We start from the raw sequence: 17,085 nt of genomic DNA on the forward strand, positions 1-17,085 counted from the left end.
GAAAGGCTCTGATATCCCGTCAGGAATGCTATATCAGTCAGCGTGTGCTCATTCTTTCTCCCATTCCGGGTACTAAAACAATAAGACCCGCTCTATGAGCGGGTCTTATTGTTTTATAATGAACCACCCATCAACGGGTCGGTTTGACTTACCTTCCCGGTTTCCACATGTCCTGCAAATACTTCAAGCATATCCATACCCGGTACGCTAACAGTATAGTCATACCATTGATGGCTCCTGGCCAGGTTCAGTACCACTTTCATCGTTTCCTGCGAGGCCACTGTCCGTTTCACGGTGCCATTCTTGTAGCTGTTATCTTTGATCTCAACAGCAATCGCCCTGGTATCATGATTTGTAATACGCACGATGACATTACCCGTCAATGAAGCTGCTTTATTTTCATAGAGCGTTTCTATTTTCAATAGCGGATTATTCCTGTTACCAGCAAACTCACGATAGAAGCCATTAGGCGCATATACTCTCAGATGATAACGACCGTTATCAAAATCATTCAACGCCCATTCATCCACCAGGTTATCTCCCGGTGCAGCAGCATATTGCCATGTACGCAGCATTTCTTTTTTGTAAGGCTGCATAGCATACACCATAAATGGTGCACCGGCAGCACGCTCACCAAAAGCAGTATTGCCCGCATTAAAGCCAATGCTGTAAGTATTCTTCTCCTTATTGAACTGACCATTCACAACAAGCTCATAAGGCGCTGCACAAGCCTGTCGTGTACCTTTCTCCTGCGTGGGGAAATGAGGTGACTGCGAATGATCTTTATTGATCTGATCAATCTCTGATTCAGTCAATGCTTTGAAATTAGTGGGTATCTGTTTGAATTTGGAACTATAGATCTTCTCCATAAATGCCTGTTTCTGCAGAAACTCCGGGCTATTGATCTTTTCTCCTTTATATGGTCTGAATGCCGAAGTCAGGTTTCCGCAAACAGTTCTTCTCCACTCAGTGATATTTTCTTCTTTGACCTGTTTGTTAAACTTCTTCGCAAGGAAGTTCTCAAGGAATTGTAAGGAAGAAGTATGATCAAACAGTTCAGAACAAACAAAACCACCTCTTGTCCATGGAGAAGCAATGATCATTGGTACCCTGTAACCCAGTCCGATAGAACTCTCCCTGATCTTGTCAGCCATCGCAGAAGGATTCGTCTGCTGATCCTTAGTAGCGAAATCCATCTTAGGATCTATGCCCGGAGATACCTTACCGCTATTCTCCTTATAAGGATTGGGCACAGCATATGGTGGCATATGATCAAAGAAACCATCATTCTCATCATAGGTCAGAATAAAGATCGTCTTCTTCCACACCTCCGGATTCTGCAACAGGATCTCCATCACCTCATTCACATACCACGGACCAAACCAGGGCTCTCCGGGGTGATCAGAGAAGTTTGCCGGAGACATCAGCCATGACACTGCCGGCAATGTACCATTCTTCACATCTTCCCTGAACTGGTGCAGCACATCTCCCTTGGGTACGTTCAACTCTCTATGCTCGCCGTCTTCTTCATATTTGATAGTGGTCAGCTCATGATAATGCGGGTCATTACTGTTTACAGTGAAAGCTTTTGCATTGAGCTGGCGTGCTGCATCAGGGAGATTATGATATGCGGCTGTGGTATACCGTTGCTTTTCTTCTTCAATCTTATCCAGCAGTTTCTTTGCAGCAGCCAGTTTGAGAGTGATAGCATCTGAAGCAGGCTCTTTTTCCAGGCGTGCTATCTCCTGTAGCATATTCTTTTTCTTCAGATCAAGATTAGCAATACTGCCAGGATGCAACCGGATATTATACTGTTTGTAATATTCAAGTACGTTGGTGCCGAAGTTGCTGAGCCAGTCGTTTTCCTCTCCTTTGATGCCGAAGCCCATCGTTACCTCATTCTGGTATACTTTCCAGGAGATGCCATTCTCTTCGAGACGCTCGGGATAAGTTTTCCAGTCAAGCTCCGGAGTCGCGTAGTTGCTGATGTTCCACAGATGCGCGATGCCAGCAGGCTCATTCTTCTCCCGTACAGTACCTGTCATCCAGTAATGACGGTTAGGATGGGTGCCGGTGATGCTGGAACTGAAGTTATGGTCACAGACTGTAAAGGCATCCGCCAGTGAGTAATAAAAAGGGAAATCAACACGATCGCAATATCCCATGGTTAGCGGTATATTGGCGTATTCTTTCCGGTAAGCCTTCTTTACATCCAGCCATCGATCATATTTACCATCGTTACGGGCATCTGTCTGGTCCGTCCAGCCATGTGGCGTTGATCCCATCCAGGGCACTTTCGTATCCCGGGTATTCAGGCGGAAAGGTGCATAGGTCTGTCCTTCCTTATTGGATTGCAGCCATACCTTGTTCTGGTTGCTTAAGCGGATAGCGCGCGGATCATTAAAACCCCTCACGCCCTGTAATGAACCGAACAGGTGATCGAAGGAGCGGTTTTCCTGCATCAGGAAAACAACATGTTCAGCATCGTAAAAAGTGCTGCCCAGCTCCGGATTGATGGCTAATGCACGCTGTATGGCAGACGGCATTGCGCTCGTAAGGGCAGCACTGCCAGATAACAGTGCTGCCTTTTTTAGAAAATCTCTGCGTGTATTCATGTTTTTAAATTGATCCTAGAATGAATAGCGGGCTCCCAGTTGGATCTGGTAAGGAGTACCATTTTTAGTGGTCACACCTACGTTCTCATTAACACGGTACTTGTATGTCTGCGTAGCCTGATCGAACCCATTTACAAAAAGCAGGCTCTGGTTGCCGAGGTTATAGTTGACACCCCAGTTCCTGTTCAGTAAATTAGCGAGGTTAAAAACATCCACACTAAAGGTTAAGGCCTGTGTTTTAAATGTTTTGAAAGTTTTCTGTAACCTCACGTCGAAAGTGCCTGCAAATGGGTTTTCACCACCATTACGGTCTGCGATCTTTCCAAGACTGTTGCGGATATATTTCACAGCACGGTTCTCCGGGTTAGTCAGTACTTTTTCCATAGAAGCCTTTATGTCAGCAGGTGTTTTCGGATCAGCAGGATCAAATACAAAGGCCAGATCGTTATCATCACCGGGGCCACCCACAAAGTCGCCGTTGATATCAGCATCTACTGTCATAGAGTAACGGGTACCACCTATACCACGGAAAGTACCTCCGAATACGAAGCCTTTCCAGGCTGGTGAGGCCGCATACAAAACAAGTTTATGTTTGAACTGGTTGTCAGAATAGTTCATCTCGCTCATATTACGCGGATCAGATTTTACTGGTCTGAAGGTGGAAGTATTTGCCACGTTACCGTTGTAGGAGGAGTTGTCTTTCGCATCATTAAAGGTATAGCTCACGTTGAAATAACCATCTTTGAAATACCTTAAGTTCGCATCAACGATCACCGCTGCCTGCCTTAGCTTAGCACCATTGGTCAGCATCAGTGTTCTGCCCACATCCTGTGTTTTTCTGCCCAGTACGTTGTTGGTAGTACCGGAAGCAGTGATAGTATTGGCAGGTACAAATACCGAACGATCAGCTTCATTTTTCAGCTGGAAATAAGGCTGCGTTACCAGGTTCTGGTCAATATATACATAGTTGTTGCTGGTGTATGAATAGAGGAAATTCACACCTACACGCAGCCAGTCTCCAAAGATCCTGTTATAGCTCAGGTTACCCTTTAAGATAGAAGGCATCTTCAGTTTGGGATCGTTCAGATTGATGGTAGACACGGTAGGTACGCCGGCAATCAGTCCGGGAGCCGTGTTCGGATCATTTCTGTAAGATGGGAAGTCTGGTACAGGCACCAGGCTGGGGCCAGTTGGAGGACGGGATACATCAATAGATGCTACCATTGTACCACTGTTCTGAATATTGTTCACCTGTGCATAGTTTACAGGATAAGCAGAGAACATGCCAACACCAAAACGCACGATATCGGTTCTCTTACCCCTGATATCCCAGGTGAGCTGTAAACGTGGCTGGATCTTACCTGCATCAGTGATCTTACTGTCAGTACGCAGGCCAAAAGCCTTATCTACAGCAGGGTTATAATCTGCCTGATTCAGGTAACCGGTAATATCCCATCTTAAACCTACCAATGCTTCCACATTCTTTACCGGCTCAAACTGCATCTGTCCAAACAGTGATCCGTTCAGCACCCATTGCTGTACGGATGGAATACCCTTTAAAGGCACCTCCCTGGCGTAACGGGATGGGTTGAGGCTGGCAAAGTCTTCCAGGCTGTTGAAAATGAAACGACCGTTCTGCTCACTGGAAATATAAGTGTCCAGGTAGGTAAAGGTATTATCAGTACCAAATGTGAAACGGTATTTCCCTTTGGTAAGATGAGAGGTGTTCACCAGCTGGATCTGGTTCTCCAGGTTACTCTCCGGGAAGAAACGCTGTCCGCCCAGCTGTACAGTAGTATTGCCGAAAGTACCATTCGGCAGGTAAGAACGTACGGTAATGATCGCACGGGGAATATTGGCAGCAGGCAACTCGCTGTTAGGATAATAATTACGCTTTGCGTTCTGGTACTGTACTTTCAGCTCGTTGAGAAAGTTCGGCGAGAATTGTGTGCGCAGGGAAACCAGCGTACTGTTCTCTTTTGATTTAAAATTGCCCCATACTTCAAACAGGTTGATGGTTGAGTTATCACTGTTGCTGTTCGGGTTTTTCCAGTCGCTGTAGTTGTTACGGATGGTCAGGCGGTTCTTCGCATTGATCTGCCAGTCCAGCCGGATGAATAATGTATTCGCCAGTGTTTTACGCTGAAACTCACCCACCTGCTGGTTGTTACTCAGCCCATATTTGGTTCTGGCAATATCCAGCAATGTGTCCAGCGCGCCCCTGCTGATGCGGTTTGCAATAACATCATTATCGTCTTTCAGATCTGCTATATAATAAGGTAGTTTCTCATCCTGCCTGTCAAAAGCAGTAAAGAAATGTAGTTTATCCTTGATGATGGGCCCCCCTAAGCTGAAGCCATACTGATTGGTGGTAAATTGCTGCTGGCGTTTATTACCACGAATGTCATAAGGACTGGCCAGAAAATCAGAACGGTAATAATCAAACACGCTACCGGTTAATGTATTGGTGCCGGACTTGGTTACCACGCTCACAGCACCGCCACCCTGGCGGCCCTGTGTTACATCGTATACATTGGTGATCACCTCAAATTCACGGATCGCTTCCAGGGAAAGTGAGTAAGGGCCGCTGCCCAGTGCACCCGATGTAAGGTTGTTCCTTGCGCTGGCGCCATCTATCAGGAAGTTGGTAGAAGAAGCACGTTGTCCGCTGATATTGGAACCATTGGTAGTAGGAGCGAGGGCAGACAGGTTGTTGAAATTCCTGTTCTGCGCAGGCAGCTGCTGAATATTCTGTGCAGTGATCGCAGTACTGGAACCTAAACGGTCAATTCTTTTGTTCAATGCATTAGCATTGACAGTGATCTCTTTCAGATTGCTGACTGATTCACTCATCGTAAAATCGATACTGAGATTATCACCCTGGTTCACAGACAACTGATTTTTGATCTGAGGAGTAAAGCCCACGAATGCTGCTTTTACGGTATAAGGCCTGCCCAGTGGCAGCTGTATAAAAGAATATTTACCTTCTTTGTTGGTGACAGTGATAGACTGAAAACCTATAGATTCATTGCGTACAGTTACCGATACGCCTGGTAATCCCTTGCCGTCTTTACCGGTGATCTTACCGGAGATGGAGGCATCTGTAGACTGTGAATATGCCCCCCCGGCAACGAAAAGAATAAGAGATAGTAAAGAAATGCTGGCCATAAAAAATGGAAACATGATAAAATCCTTCAATGATTTTATCATTCTTTGCAGAAAAAAATGCATCTTGTGATGTTTTAATTAATTTTTTAATTAAATGTGGGAGGTTGTTTCGGCACCTCTTGTCAAAGCAAAAGTGTGTCACCACTTTTGCTTTTTTTTGTAGTCGTTTATTTCATGTGTTTTGCTGTTTTAGGTTGAATGATCAGATGTTGGCCATTGACTATCGTATAACTGAAGGTTGTCTGCTCCGTCAACGTCTTTAACACTTCTTCGAGGGAGCTATGATTGAGGTCAATAACATAAGTGGATGTATCATTATCCGGATTATTTAACTGTACAAACAGATTGAATTTATCTCCCAGTCCCTTTGCGATCTCGTGCAATGTGAGACGCCTGATCGCATTTACAGGCTTAGGTTTCGGGCTAACGGTATTTGTCTTCTTTTCTATCTTAAAGTCAGTGGTTGCAAGTTCTACGGTCAGGCATTCGTCTTTTGTCAACTCTTCCGCCAGGATCTTCGTAGCAGAAGGGCCTTCCTGCTCTACCCTGATCTTTCCGCTCACCACATCTACCTTAAAGTCTGGCTGGTCTTTATATGCAGAGATGTTAAAAGAGGTACCCAATACCCTGATACGGAATCCTTTTGCATAAACAGTAAAAGGTCTCACCGCATCTTTCTGTACATCGAAGAAAGCTGCACCTTCCTGTAACTCCACCCTACGCTCAGCGCCTGCCTGGAATGCTGCCGCATAACGGATACTTGAACTGCCTTTCAGCTGAATAATACTGCTGTCAGGTAATGTGATCTTTTTAACCTCATTTACTCCGGAGCTGACTGTCATCCATATAGCAGGTGTCTCCTTTACCACAGGATGCTGAAAATACCTGTAGACTACTACACTGTTGACCATTACTATAAGTACTGCCGCCGCTATTTTTAACGGGAGGAAGAAACGTTTACGCTTACGTGTAATATCCAACCGGATATGGTTATAGATCTCATTACCGATCTCTTTTTTGCGTGCAGTACTGCCGAATGCATCAAAAGGCTGTGCATCATTTATCTGATCATACCAGGCATTGGCGTGATGATCCGGTTTATTGTCATCCATATAATAACTCAACCACGCAAAACGTAAAAAGTACTTTAACGGAAGGTTATCAGAAGGTTACGGCTTTGTTAACAACACAATGGCAATGGCTAAAAGATTGGCTGGTTCTGAATAGAATAACTGTGTTTTCTTTCGTAACCTGTCCAGGGCCACAGAAATATTATTCTTAATAGTCTGTTCAGAGAGGGATAATTCCGCAGCTATCTCGCTGATAGACTTATTTTCCTGCCGGCTGAGTACAAATGCTTTGCGCATAGTATCAGACATCTGCGCTATTTCATTATTGATAAATGCTTCCAGCTCTTTAGCTTCCAGCCCGGATTCCGGAGAATACTGTACCTGCTCATGCTGGAATTGTGTTTCTCTCGATAGTGAAGCGAGGTTCTTTTTATAAAAGCTGATGGTCTTATTACGAACAGCGCGGTTAAGATAAGGAGCAAGGCTGCTTTCTATAAATACCTCTTTACGGGAAATCCAGAGATTGACAAATATATTCTGAACAATGTCTTTTGCAGCTTCTTCATCGCCCAACCGGCGGTAAGCCATTGTATATAGCTCCGCCCAGTACCGCTCATACAACACTCTGAATGCGGGTTCATCTCCTTTTCTCAAAGCAGCCAGCAACAAACTATCTGTATCTTGAACAACATGCATATGACGCCCAAATATAGAATTTGGGGAAAGCTTATTGCATTAAATTAAAGTTAAGCGTGTTAGAATATAACATGTGTGCCATCAAAGGTCAGTGACCTGAATAATAACGGGAAATCACTATTTTAGCAGGAATTATTCAATCCCTATTCATATCAGCATGACAACACCCAGCTTCCTGTTCGCCGTTCTTTTCATAACATTGTCCAACACATGCCTGTATGCACAAAAAGGACTCGTTGAAAAGGTAGACAAGATCATCACCAAAGCCATGACCCAGGAAAAATTTCCGGGAATGGCCATTGCTATTGTGCAGGATAACAAAGTCATATATCAGAAGGTATACGGCGTTAAATCAGTCAAAACTAAAGAGCCGGTTAACGATAATACCATTTTCAGTATAGGCTCCGTATCCAAGGCATATACCGCAGTTGCCATCATGCAGTTGGTGCAGGCAGGTAAAATTGATCTGGATAGTCCGATCAAAAAATTCATGAAAGGTATCCCTCCGTCCTGGGGTAACATCACCATCCGGCAATACCTGACACATACCAGTGGTATACCCGATGTAAAAGGAGAAAAAGACAAAGCATCATTTGAAGAGACATTGAAACAGGCAGGTAAACTACCCATGGCTTTCACACCGCCGGGTAAAAAGCAGCAATACAATAATTTCAATTTTGCTCTTCTTGGTAAACTCATAGAAACCGTTTCAGGTAAAACTTATCTTGACTATATGACTACCTATATCTTTAAGCCACTTCAAATGAACAGAACAGGTGTAGTAGCAGATGCAAAGAATGTAGCTTTAGGGCATTTGAATAAAAACGGAGCATGGAAAGAAATAGCAACGCATTTCGTTCCCGGGGATTATGGCATCCCGTCCGGTGGTCTGCAAACAACACTTACAGATTTTATTAAGTTCAGCCAGGCGTTAAGCAGCTATTCCATATTGAATAGCAAGACAACAAATTTAATGTGGACACCGTATTCAAAAAAAATATCCAATACACCCGGATGGCATTCCCGTACTACCGGTAATGAACTGGTGATCCATAAAGGCGGGGGAGGAACCGGCATAGGCAGCGTTTGTGATTTTGCCGTAGTTCCTTCAAGGAAGTTGTTTGTATTGGTGATGGCTAATAAATCTAACAATGGTATTTCACCCGCCAATGTTGTGGATGATATATTGTTCAAAGGATTTGAAATTCCTGCAGACAGTAACGGTGCCAATGAAGGTGAAGGAAATGAACGTTGATATTTACTGTAAATTTTGAATGCCGGTCTTCTCTGCCGGTTTTTGGAGTAATGTAAAGGCCCAACGTCGTTTGGATAAGAAGGGATCCCTGTAAAAATCAGCCGCACTGATCTTTTCTTTTACATATTGCTGGAAATTTAGTGAAGTTTTAAACTCAGCGGGAAGGGCATTACTTGTTTTATTTGCATATGGAAGATCCGGTTCAATGCCCTTTATTTCCAGATCACCAGCTGCGTTAAAACTATATTCCAGACTTAACAGGCTGCCATCTTTACCTCCAATACTGATAAACTGATGATTGTGCCCGTCGATCATAAGATCCCAGAAATGAACACCGGCAGGATCCGCCTCAGCAACATATTCATCTTTACCGGGGTCATACTCATAAGACTCGAATACGGCCTTAGTGGCCTCTTTTTCCGTAAAGCTGAAGGCGGTGCTGTCATTTGTCTGCCAATAGCCTAAAATTTGACGGTTGAGGATCTGGGTGTTGTCTGATATGGGAACATCTGTGCAGGAATAGGAAAGGCAGGTCACTAAGAACGATAAAAGGAGGTATCTGGATTTCATGTTGTTAGTTTCCTGTTTATACGCCAACCTGCAAAAAGTAACCCTTGCATTATCATCTGTAAATTCCTACATTGGGTAACACCTTCCCTAACCAAAATATAGAGAGCCTATGTTCAGGGTGATACTGATAGGTATGTTGTCCTGTTTACTCCTGTCTGCCGGCGCACGGTCCCAATCAGTGACACGGCCAGAGATTTCAGCCTATGCTTATTATCCTCCGGATCAGGATAAAGAATCCTGGCAACGGCTTAATTTGTTGCTTAGCGGCACTTTCCTGTACGTTGCCAAAGAGGCGCTGACTGACCAGGACAGCTGTTTATTATTAGCCAGCCGTTCTCTTGGCCTGAGCAGGTTTTCCGTTCTGGCAGAAGGATTTGGTGATCAGCAATTGTTTGCACGATCAAAATGGATCGACCAGGGAGACCCGGCCACGGGTATTCGTTTCCTTTCAGCAGCAACCGGCAGGGATCATCTGCAATTATTGCTGTTACTGGGTGCTTATTATACTTTTCAGCCCGGCAGTTATGCCCGGTATAAGGACAGTGTTGAATATTTTTTACATAAAGCTGTCAAAGAAAGTAAAGTCCTGAAGGAGGAAAGGTGGGGGCGCATAGCGCTTTGCCTGCTGGGAAAAGTATATCTCCAGGGGAATGATAATAAAGGTGATTCCATCTGCAATATCCTGATCGATGCATGCAGGAAAGCAGGTGATAAGGAAATGGAGGCGAGGACAATTGCATGGCGTGGTATGTACACCACTGTTATGCAGACCACTTTTCAAAGAAAGGTGACCGATCTGCAACTGGCCGCAGACCGCTATCACAGCCTGGGTGACATAGAAGGGGAGATCAATGTGGTGACTGACGTAGGGTATGTGTTCACTGCCATCGGCCAGCATCAAAAAGCATATGAAGCCTTTTTGAAAGCGCTTTCGCTGGCGGAAGCCATCCGGTTCCCGTATACGCATTACAATACAGATGTGCTTGCTATGATCACGTTATTTCAGGGGAAATTCGGGGAGCCATACCGGTACACCCGTCAAACGATAAAAGTGGCAGAAAGCTGTCGTGACAGCATCGGGTGGGCCTATTTTTATAGCCGGCTATCACAATTATACGATTTTGAGGACAGGCCGAAGGAGGGATTGGACATGGCGCAAAAAGCAATAGCACGTTTTATCATTGATCGCAATCCGGCTGGGTACAATATCCTGCTGGCTGTAATTCATCATATGAATAAAGAAGGCCGTGCAAAAGAAGCCCTCCAGCTTGTGCAGGATTTTTCAAAAAAGGTGGCCAGCCCTGTGTCTGTCTCGGATCTGTTCTTTTATCACCACACACTTGCTTATTGTTATACACACCTGAATGAGTTAGGGGTAGCCGAAATACATATAAAGAAGATGGATTCCCTGGAAACGGTGGCCGAAGCTATCCGGGGGCCGCTCAGGAGATCTTCGGTCATTTTTCGGTCTGCAGAGGCCTTTTTTAAGCGTGGGCAATATCAGCAGGCAAAAGAATACCTTGAAAAATACTTCCTGATCCCTTCTTATGGGTCTCACACCATAATGAATGATCTGCAGGCATATCATCTAATGATTGATGCCGATTCTGCGTTAGGTGATAAAGCATCCGTCATATCCCATTATAAGGAATATGCGAAGCTGCTTGATTCCAATTTTAAAGTAACAAAAATACGGCAGGCAGAAGAGCTTCAGGTAGTTTACGAAACGCAGGAAAAGGAAATTCAGATTGCTGCATTAAATCTGCAGGCAAAACAAACAGCACTTGTAAAGAATTTAACCCTTGCAGGCATTGCAGCAGTAGTGATCATTGCCGTGCTGTTATACCGCCAAAACCGGTTAAAACAAAGGAGTAATCAAATAATCACGCATAAGAACGGACAGCTGGAGGATCTGCTGGCGGACAAGGAATGGTTATTGAAAGAGATCCATCACCGCGTGAAGAACAATCTTCAGATCATCATGAGCCTGCTCGATTCGCAATCCAGGTACATAGACAATGATGCAGCGCTCACGGCTATAAATGACAGCCAGCGAAGGGTGCAGGCCATATCCCTGATCCATCAGAAACTGTATCAATCGGAAAATAGCTCCTCGATCAGCATGCCTCACTATATCGATGAACTGATCAGCTACCTGCAGGACAGCTTTGACACCAGCAGCCATGCCGTTATTGAGCAGGATGTTGAGCCCTTAAAACTGGACGTGGCAAAAGCCATTCCGCTGGGCCTGATCATCAATGAAGCCATTGTAAATGCCATTAAATATGCATTCCCGGGGCAACAGAAAGGTATTGTGCGGATCAGTTTGAAAAATAGCGGTGCCGATCATTTACTGCTGGACATATCAGACAATGGTATCGGCCTGCCTTTGGATGTTAAAGTATCGAAACCAAATTCGCTGGGGTTTAGCCTGATGCGGGGACTTACCCGGCAGTTAGACGGAACCTATAGTATTGAAAGCAACAATGGGGTGCATATATTCATCCGGTTTAGCGCTTTAAATAACCAGTTGTATGAGTAAGAAAATACTGATCGTAGAGGATGAATTTATTGTAGCCAACAACCTGCAGATGATACTGGAGGATGCTGGTTATACGATAACCGGTAGTGCTGCTTCGGTACGGGAAGCGCAGGAGTGTATCCAGCAATGCAAACCAGACCTTGTACTGCTTGATATCAGGCTTAAAGGAAAATTGTCTGGTATTGATATTGCCCGGAAATTAAGAGCTGATCACATCCCTTTTATTTACTTATCTGCTTATGCCAACCAGCCCATACTCGAAGAAGCAAAAACAACAGAGCCTTATGGATTCCTGGTGAAGCCGGTCAGGGAAAAGGACCTGCTGGTTGCACTGGAAATTGCCTGGTATCTCCACCAGCATAGCCTTGAATCAAAACTGAGGCGCGAAGAAGAGTTGCAGAAGGACATTACGGAAATAAGCGATGAAGCGCTGAGTGCCAGGGAATCGCTCCTGAAGATGGCCGGTGTGATGCAATCCTATATACCATTTGATTTTATAACATGCGGGATCAGGCCGCTGGATGCCAAACAGTTCACGGATACGGGGTATTTGCGCACCGGATTCAATGAATACCAGTTTATCGGTGAAAAAGAATGGATGACCATTTCCGGTTTAACTAAGGATGTAATTGCCGGCATCATTGAAAAAACTGATAGCGACAACTATGCCGGTATTTATAACGAGGAGACCAGTAAACACCCAAACAGCAATCTGCTGCAAAGAAAACTGATGGATTGTTTGCGGCTGGAATCCTATCTCGTATTTCCGATAGCACTTGGATATGGATTATCTGTTCATTATTTCTTTTACAGCCGGCAGGCTGATACCTACAACAAAGATCATATTGCCCTGTTGAACCGTTTGAAAACGGGCCTGGAAGACGTTGCCAATAAAACAGTATATGCTGAAACATCTTCCATGGAAGCGGATCACCGGCCAGCTGCTATAAAGACGGATAACAAGGTATTCAAAGGTATTATCGGCAACCATCATTTATTGTTGACTGCACTGGACCTCGCAGCGCAGGTGGCGCCCTATACAACTTCCGTGCTGATATTAGGAGAAAGCGGCACGGGAAAAGAGAGCGTGGCACAATCGATCCACCAGCTTTCGCCCCGGAAGAATGGTCCGTTTGTAAAGGTGAATTGTGCGGCTATCCCGGCAGCATTGATAGAATCAGAATTGTTTGGACATGTAAAAGGTGCTTTTACCGGCGCTGTTGAGAAAAGGAAAGGGAAATTTGAACTGGCTGACGGAGGAACTATCTTTTTAGATGAGATCGGAGAATTACCATTGAGCATGCAGGTGAAATTATTGCGTGTTCTGCAGGAACGGGAGATCGAATACGTGGGCGGTACTTCAGCTGTGAAGGTGAATGTTCGCATCGTGGCGGCCACTAACCGGAACCTGGAAAAGGAGGTAGCAGAACGAAATTTCCGGCTTGATCTGTATTACCGGCTGAATGTGTTTCCGCTCACCCTGCCACCATTGCGCGAGCGAAAAACGGATATCGAAACACTGGCCATATTCTTTGCAGACAAATTTTGCAAAGAACTGAATAAGCCATTTAATGGCATTGCGGATCCGATGATGGAAAAAATGTATGCCTGGCACTGGCCGGGAAATATCCGCGAACTCGAAAATATTATTGAGCAATCCGTTGTACTCAATGATGGCAGATCAAAATTACAATTAATGCGGAGCTTTAGTGTAGCTACGCCAGAGCAAACTACTATCAATACCTTTGAAGATGTAAAACAGATCCAGCAACAAACGGAAAGAGAATATATCATTTCTTTTCTGAAAAGAACAAAAGGCCGGATACGCGGAGCCGCAGGGGCTGCAGAATTATTGAATATCAAACCCAGCACCCTGGAATCAAAAATGACGAAGCTGAATATTAAACGACAGGATTTTACTGATCCTTCTGAAAACATATAACCGATAGGGATACCCCGGAATTTTCGGGGCTTCTGCCCGTTAACCCACGACATTTTCGGGGCTTATAGCTTACTTCACTTATGCCTGTCAATTCAAATGAATTGATCCTCAGGTTATTGCTACTGCATCTTTGCTGCTTCGGTTGAATGGCATACAAATAGCCTTAATGGGCAAAACTATTCGTATGACAAATTCAACAAAATGGGAGACCCCTGCACCTATTGATGCAGCAAAGGGATTCAGAATTCATTTCATTGTATTCCTGCTGGCTACTCCGGTTATCTGGCTGGTATGGTATTTAACAGACAGAACCTACCCATGGCCGTTATGGTCTACACCTGCATGGGCAGTAGGCGTACTCTTTCACTACCTCGGCGTATTTGTTTTCAAAAAACCAAAGAACAGCTAAAAGAAATAACCATGGAGTTACCACAAAAAACATTCAGACGTGTTGTAACAGGTCATGATGCAGCGGGGAAAGCCATCATTATTTCTGATGCACCACCTGTTCATACACAATTGGTAGGCGGCCCTGGTGGCCCTACTTTTTTCGAAGTATGGCATACGATGGAAACACCTGCTTTAATTCTTTCTCAACCCGGGGAACATGCTGAAGAAGGGTTGGTGTTACCTCCTCCCAAAAAAGGAACGAGGATGCGGGTGATAGAGTTTCCACCGGAAGGAGAAGAGATCCGCAGGCTAACAGGAGCTGATGCCGCCGCTAAATTCAAATCGATGGGAGACGAAAAAGCTTCCACATCAGCAGAAGGCGCACCTCATCCATTGATGCACCGGACACAAACAGTTGATTATGGCATTGTGCTGGAAGGGGAGATCACTCTTGTGCTGGATCTTGCCGAAGTAACGATCAAGGCCGGCGATATAGTTATACAATGCGGAACAAACCACGCCTGGGCAAACCGTTCCGGCAAGGTTTGCCGGATGGCCTTCATCCTGATAGACGGACAGTTTACCAACGAACTTGTATCAAGTTAAAACATCCTTATGCGTATCAAACCTTTATTGCCGGATACCCTTAGCCCCGAAGTCCGTTTCGTTCATGATGAGATTGCCGGCCTCGTTGGCCGGAGTCAAAGCCAGGTAACCATGCTGAATGCCGGGGGAGCATTGCTGGGGCCTTTCCCGCCAATGCTCCAATACCCGCAGTTTGGTATTCCCGCTCTGAGCTTTCTGAGAACACTGGACACGCAGGGGAGATTGGCAAAAACCGTTCGGGAGGTAGCTATACTCACTGTAGGAGGCGCCTTTAGAGCCCGTTTTGAATTATATGCACATGAGATCATGGGAGCGGTTTCCGGTCTTTCATCCATCCATATCGCAACACTTGCAGCGGGCGGTCATCCGGTTGGTTTAAGTGAAGAAGAGCACATGGCGCATATTATTGCGGCTTCACTGGTGAGCGGTCATGTTGTGGCGGATTCAACCTATCAGCACGCCGTACAGGTACTTGGGCAAGATGGTGTAGCGGAGCTCTTTTTCCTGATCGGCGGATATAGTTTCATCGCGATGATCTTAAATGGCTTTGATATACCTGCACCTGATAATATTTAAAACAAATAAAAATGAACAAAACAATTACAATGCTACTTTCAGCAGTGATCATTTCCATAACAGCCGGATGCGGCAATAATGCGAAGAAGCCGGATGCTGCTCCGCAGACTTATGTGCTGGTCCACGGAGCGTGGCAGGCACCCTATGTTTGGGATTCGGTTCAGTCTCATCTTTCTGAAAACGGTAACAAGGTAATTGTAGTGGAGCTTCCCGGGCATGGCGCTGACACAACGCCTGCACATCTGCTAAGCCTTGATGTGTACAGGGATAAAGTGATCGATGCTATTTCAGCGGCAGACAGCAGTGTGATCCTTGTAGGACATAGTTTGGGCGGAATGGTGATCACACATGTGGCGGAGAAGATCCCATCAAAGATCAGGAAGCTGGTATACGTGGGCGCTTTTCTTCCTTCCTCAGGGCAGGCACTTACTGACCTGGCATACGCTGATCCTGACTCCAAACTGGGGCCCTTACTGACTCCCTCAGCGGATCAGTTAACGCTGGACGTGAAGCGGGACAGCCTGACCTGGCTTTTTATACAGGATGGCTCCGAAGCGGTGAAACAACGTGTACTGGACAACTACCGTGCTGAGCCGGCTATTCCCTTTACGGGTAAGGTTACACTAACGCAGGCAAATTTTGGTGCAGTGGAGAAAGTGTACATCAGAACACTCCGGGATATCGTGATCTCACCGGGGCTTCAGGACAAAATGATTGCCGGCGCTGGTATCAAAGAGATCTATTCTGTGAACACCAGCCACTCCCCATTTTTGTCTCAGCCGGGTGAGCTCTCTGAGCTGCTGCTTAAAATTGGAAAACAATAACATCAAAACATTCACCATGAAAACAATTTATCAAATGATGCTGGCAAGTCTGTTAAGTGTACCTGCTATAGTACATGTAAACGCCCAGGTAAAAGTTAAAGCGGAGCAGGTGAAGCTGCATGAACTGGATGTAATGAATCAACTGACTACTGCTACAGCGGTGGTGAACATGCCTGTATCACAATTGCTGAACGCACCCGGCAATGAGGCATTGAGGGCTTTTTTCTTTACACCTGTTAAGGAAAAAACATTGCAGGGCAAGAGGATTGCCGTGATAGCAGCGGATGGTTTTGAAGAGATCGAATTAACAGGGCCTGTTTGGTATTTCAGACAACTGGGTGCCAGGGTAGATATTGTGGCGCCAAAATTTAATCCGGCTCCGGAAAGATTTGGTTTGAGCTACCCGGAGATGTCAAAAACACACATCATGGCTATTCAGTACCTGCAGCCTGTAGGGTGGATCAAATTCGATCTTACGGCGGACCAGGCAAAAGTAAGCGATTATGATGCGGTATTTATTCCCGGTGGCGCCTGGAATCCGGATAACCTCCGCTATGATAAAGACGTGATCAAATTCATTCAGGACTTTTCCGGATCAAAAAAACTGATAGCGGCTATTTGCCATGCGCCCGTTGTGCTGGCATCGGCTGATATCCTTAAAGGAAGAAAGCTCACGGGTTACTGGAATATCCAGGTTGATCTGAAAAATGCAGGCGGAATAGTAACTGATGAACCTGTAGTGACGGATGGTAACATCATCACCAGCAGGCATCCGATCGACGTGGCCGATTTTTCAAGAGCTGTTGAGAACTGGTTGCTCAAAAAATGATT

The 17,085-nt window shown here is 45.3% G+C and carries 13 protein-coding genes; 8 read left to right on the forward strand and 5 right to left on the reverse strand.

Annotated elements, in window-relative coordinates; genetic code table 11:
• Window positions 1–113 precede the first annotated feature (113 nt).
• The 4 genes from GFS24_RS03830 to GFS24_RS03845 all read right to left on the reverse strand — a co-directional run bounded on the left by GFS24_RS03830 (window position 114) and on the right by GFS24_RS03845 (window position 7,549).
• A complete protein-coding gene (locus GFS24_RS03830; protein ID WP_153658242.1) occupies window positions 114–2,615 on the reverse strand; it encodes a phosphocholine-specific phospholipase C in 2,502 nt (833 codons plus the stop codon).
• Between the two features lie 15 nt (window positions 2,616–2,630).
• A complete protein-coding gene (locus tag GFS24_RS03835) occupies window positions 2,631–5,846 on the reverse strand; it encodes a TonB-dependent receptor (protein ID WP_153658243.1) in 3,216 nt (1,071 codons plus the stop codon).
• A 104-nt stretch (window positions 5,847–5,950) separates the two neighbouring features.
• Complete coding sequence (locus GFS24_RS03840) at window positions 5,951–6,895, reverse strand: FecR family protein (protein WP_153658244.1); 945 nt, start codon at window positions 6,893–6,895, stop codon at window positions 5,951–5,953.
• Between the two features lie 57 nt (window positions 6,896–6,952).
• Complete coding sequence (locus GFS24_RS03845; RefSeq protein ID WP_153658245.1) at window positions 6,953–7,549, reverse strand: RNA polymerase sigma factor; 597 nt, start codon at window positions 7,547–7,549, stop codon at window positions 6,953–6,955.
• A 157-nt stretch (window positions 7,550–7,706) separates the two neighbouring features.
• On the opposite strand from GFS24_RS03845, the gene GFS24_RS03850 reads away from it, so the two are divergent.
• Window positions 7,707–8,804: a serine hydrolase gene (locus GFS24_RS03850; RefSeq protein WP_153658246.1), complete on the forward strand. Its 1,098-nt coding sequence runs from the start codon at window positions 7,707–7,709 to the stop codon at window positions 8,802–8,804.
• Window positions 8,805–8,807: 3 nt separating this feature from the next.
• On the opposite strand, the gene GFS24_RS03855 is transcribed toward GFS24_RS03850, so the two are convergent.
• Entirely contained in the window at window positions 8,808–9,374 is a 567-nt protein-coding gene (locus tag GFS24_RS03855; protein ID WP_153658247.1) for a hypothetical protein, read from the reverse strand.
• Between the two features lie 109 nt (window positions 9,375–9,483).
• On the opposite strand from GFS24_RS03855, the gene GFS24_RS03860 reads away from it, so the two are divergent.
• The 7 genes from GFS24_RS03860 to GFS24_RS03890 all read left to right on the forward strand — a co-directional run bounded on the left by GFS24_RS03860 (window position 9,484) and on the right by GFS24_RS03890 (window position 17,083).
• A complete protein-coding gene (locus GFS24_RS03860; RefSeq protein ID WP_153658248.1) occupies window positions 9,484–11,916 on the forward strand; it encodes a sensor histidine kinase in 2,433 nt (810 codons plus the stop codon).
• The gene (locus GFS24_RS03865; RefSeq protein WP_153658249.1) at window positions 11,909–13,858 is read left to right on the forward strand and encodes a sigma-54 dependent transcriptional regulator; all 1,950 of its coding nucleotides are present in this window, start codon (window positions 11,909–11,911) and stop codon (window positions 13,856–13,858) included. The genes GFS24_RS03860 and GFS24_RS03865 overlap by 8 nt, the downstream gene beginning before the upstream one ends.
• A 184-nt stretch (window positions 13,859–14,042) precedes the next feature.
• Window positions 14,043–14,267 (forward strand): 2TM domain-containing protein, encoded by a 225-nt coding sequence (locus tag GFS24_RS03870; RefSeq protein ID WP_173002961.1) that lies wholly within the window; start codon window positions 14,043–14,045, stop codon window positions 14,265–14,267.
• A gap of 11 nt (window positions 14,268–14,278) precedes the next feature.
• Complete coding sequence (locus GFS24_RS03875; protein ID WP_153658251.1) at window positions 14,279–14,854, forward strand: cupin domain-containing protein; 576 nt, start codon at window positions 14,279–14,281, stop codon at window positions 14,852–14,854.
• A 9-nt stretch (window positions 14,855–14,863) separates the two neighbouring features.
• A complete protein-coding gene (locus GFS24_RS03880; protein ID WP_153658252.1) occupies window positions 14,864–15,430 on the forward strand; it encodes a carboxymuconolactone decarboxylase family protein in 567 nt (188 codons plus the stop codon).
• Window positions 15,431–15,459: 29 nt separating this feature from the next.
• On the forward strand, window positions 15,460–16,254 hold the full coding sequence (locus GFS24_RS03885; RefSeq protein ID WP_153658253.1) for an alpha/beta fold hydrolase: 795 nt from the start codon (window positions 15,460–15,462) through the stop codon (window positions 16,252–16,254).
• A gap of 16 nt (window positions 16,255–16,270) precedes the next feature.
• Window positions 16,271–17,083, forward strand: a complete 813-nt coding sequence (locus tag GFS24_RS03890; RefSeq protein WP_153658254.1) for a DJ-1/PfpI family protein — start codon at window positions 16,271–16,273, stop codon at window positions 17,081–17,083.
• The last annotated feature ends 2 nt before the right edge of the window (window positions 17,084–17,085 follow it).

Origin of the sequence: Chitinophaga sp. SYP-B3965 (genome assembly GCF_009647655.1) — a bacterium.
In the GTDB taxonomy this organism is placed as follows: Bacteria; Bacteroidota; Bacteroidia; order Chitinophagales; family Chitinophagaceae; genus Chitinophaga.

Coding starts and splice junctions, on each gene's coding strand:
- GFS24_RS03855 (WP_153658247.1), bottom strand. CDS start 9,374: ATGAAATCCAGATACCTCCTTTTATCGTTCTTAGTGACCTGCCTTTCC.
- GFS24_RS03890 (WP_153658254.1), top strand. CDS start 16,271: ATGAAAACAATTTATCAAATGATGCTGGCAAGTCTGTTAAGTGTACCT.
- GFS24_RS03840 (WP_153658244.1), bottom strand. CDS start 6,895: ATGGATGACAATAAACCGGATCATCACGCCAATGCCTGGTATGATCAG.
- GFS24_RS03885 (WP_153658253.1), top strand. CDS start 15,460: ATGCTACTTTCAGCAGTGATCATTTCCATAACAGCCGGATGCGGCAAT.
- GFS24_RS03865 (WP_153658249.1), top strand. CDS start 11,909: ATGAGTAAGAAAATACTGATCGTAGAGGATGAATTTATTGTAGCCAAC.
- GFS24_RS03850 (WP_153658246.1), top strand. CDS start 7,707: ATGACAACACCCAGCTTCCTGTTCGCCGTTCTTTTCATAACATTGTCC.
- GFS24_RS03880 (WP_153658252.1), top strand. CDS start 14,864: ATGCGTATCAAACCTTTATTGCCGGATACCCTTAGCCCCGAAGTCCGT.
- GFS24_RS03870 (WP_173002961.1), top strand. CDS start 14,043: ATGACAAATTCAACAAAATGGGAGACCCCTGCACCTATTGATGCAGCA.
- GFS24_RS03830 (WP_153658242.1), bottom strand. CDS start 2,615: ATGAATACACGCAGAGATTTTCTAAAAAAGGCAGCACTGTTATCTGGC.
- GFS24_RS03835 (WP_153658243.1), bottom strand. CDS start 5,846: ATGCATTTTTTTCTGCAAAGAATGATAAAATCATTGAAGGATTTTATC.
- GFS24_RS03875 (WP_153658251.1), top strand. CDS start 14,279: ATGGAGTTACCACAAAAAACATTCAGACGTGTTGTAACAGGTCATGAT.
- GFS24_RS03845 (WP_153658245.1), bottom strand. CDS start 7,549: ATGCATGTTGTTCAAGATACAGATAGTTTGTTGCTGGCTGCTTTGAGA.
- GFS24_RS03860 (WP_153658248.1), top strand. CDS start 9,484: ATGTTCAGGGTGATACTGATAGGTATGTTGTCCTGTTTACTCCTGTCT.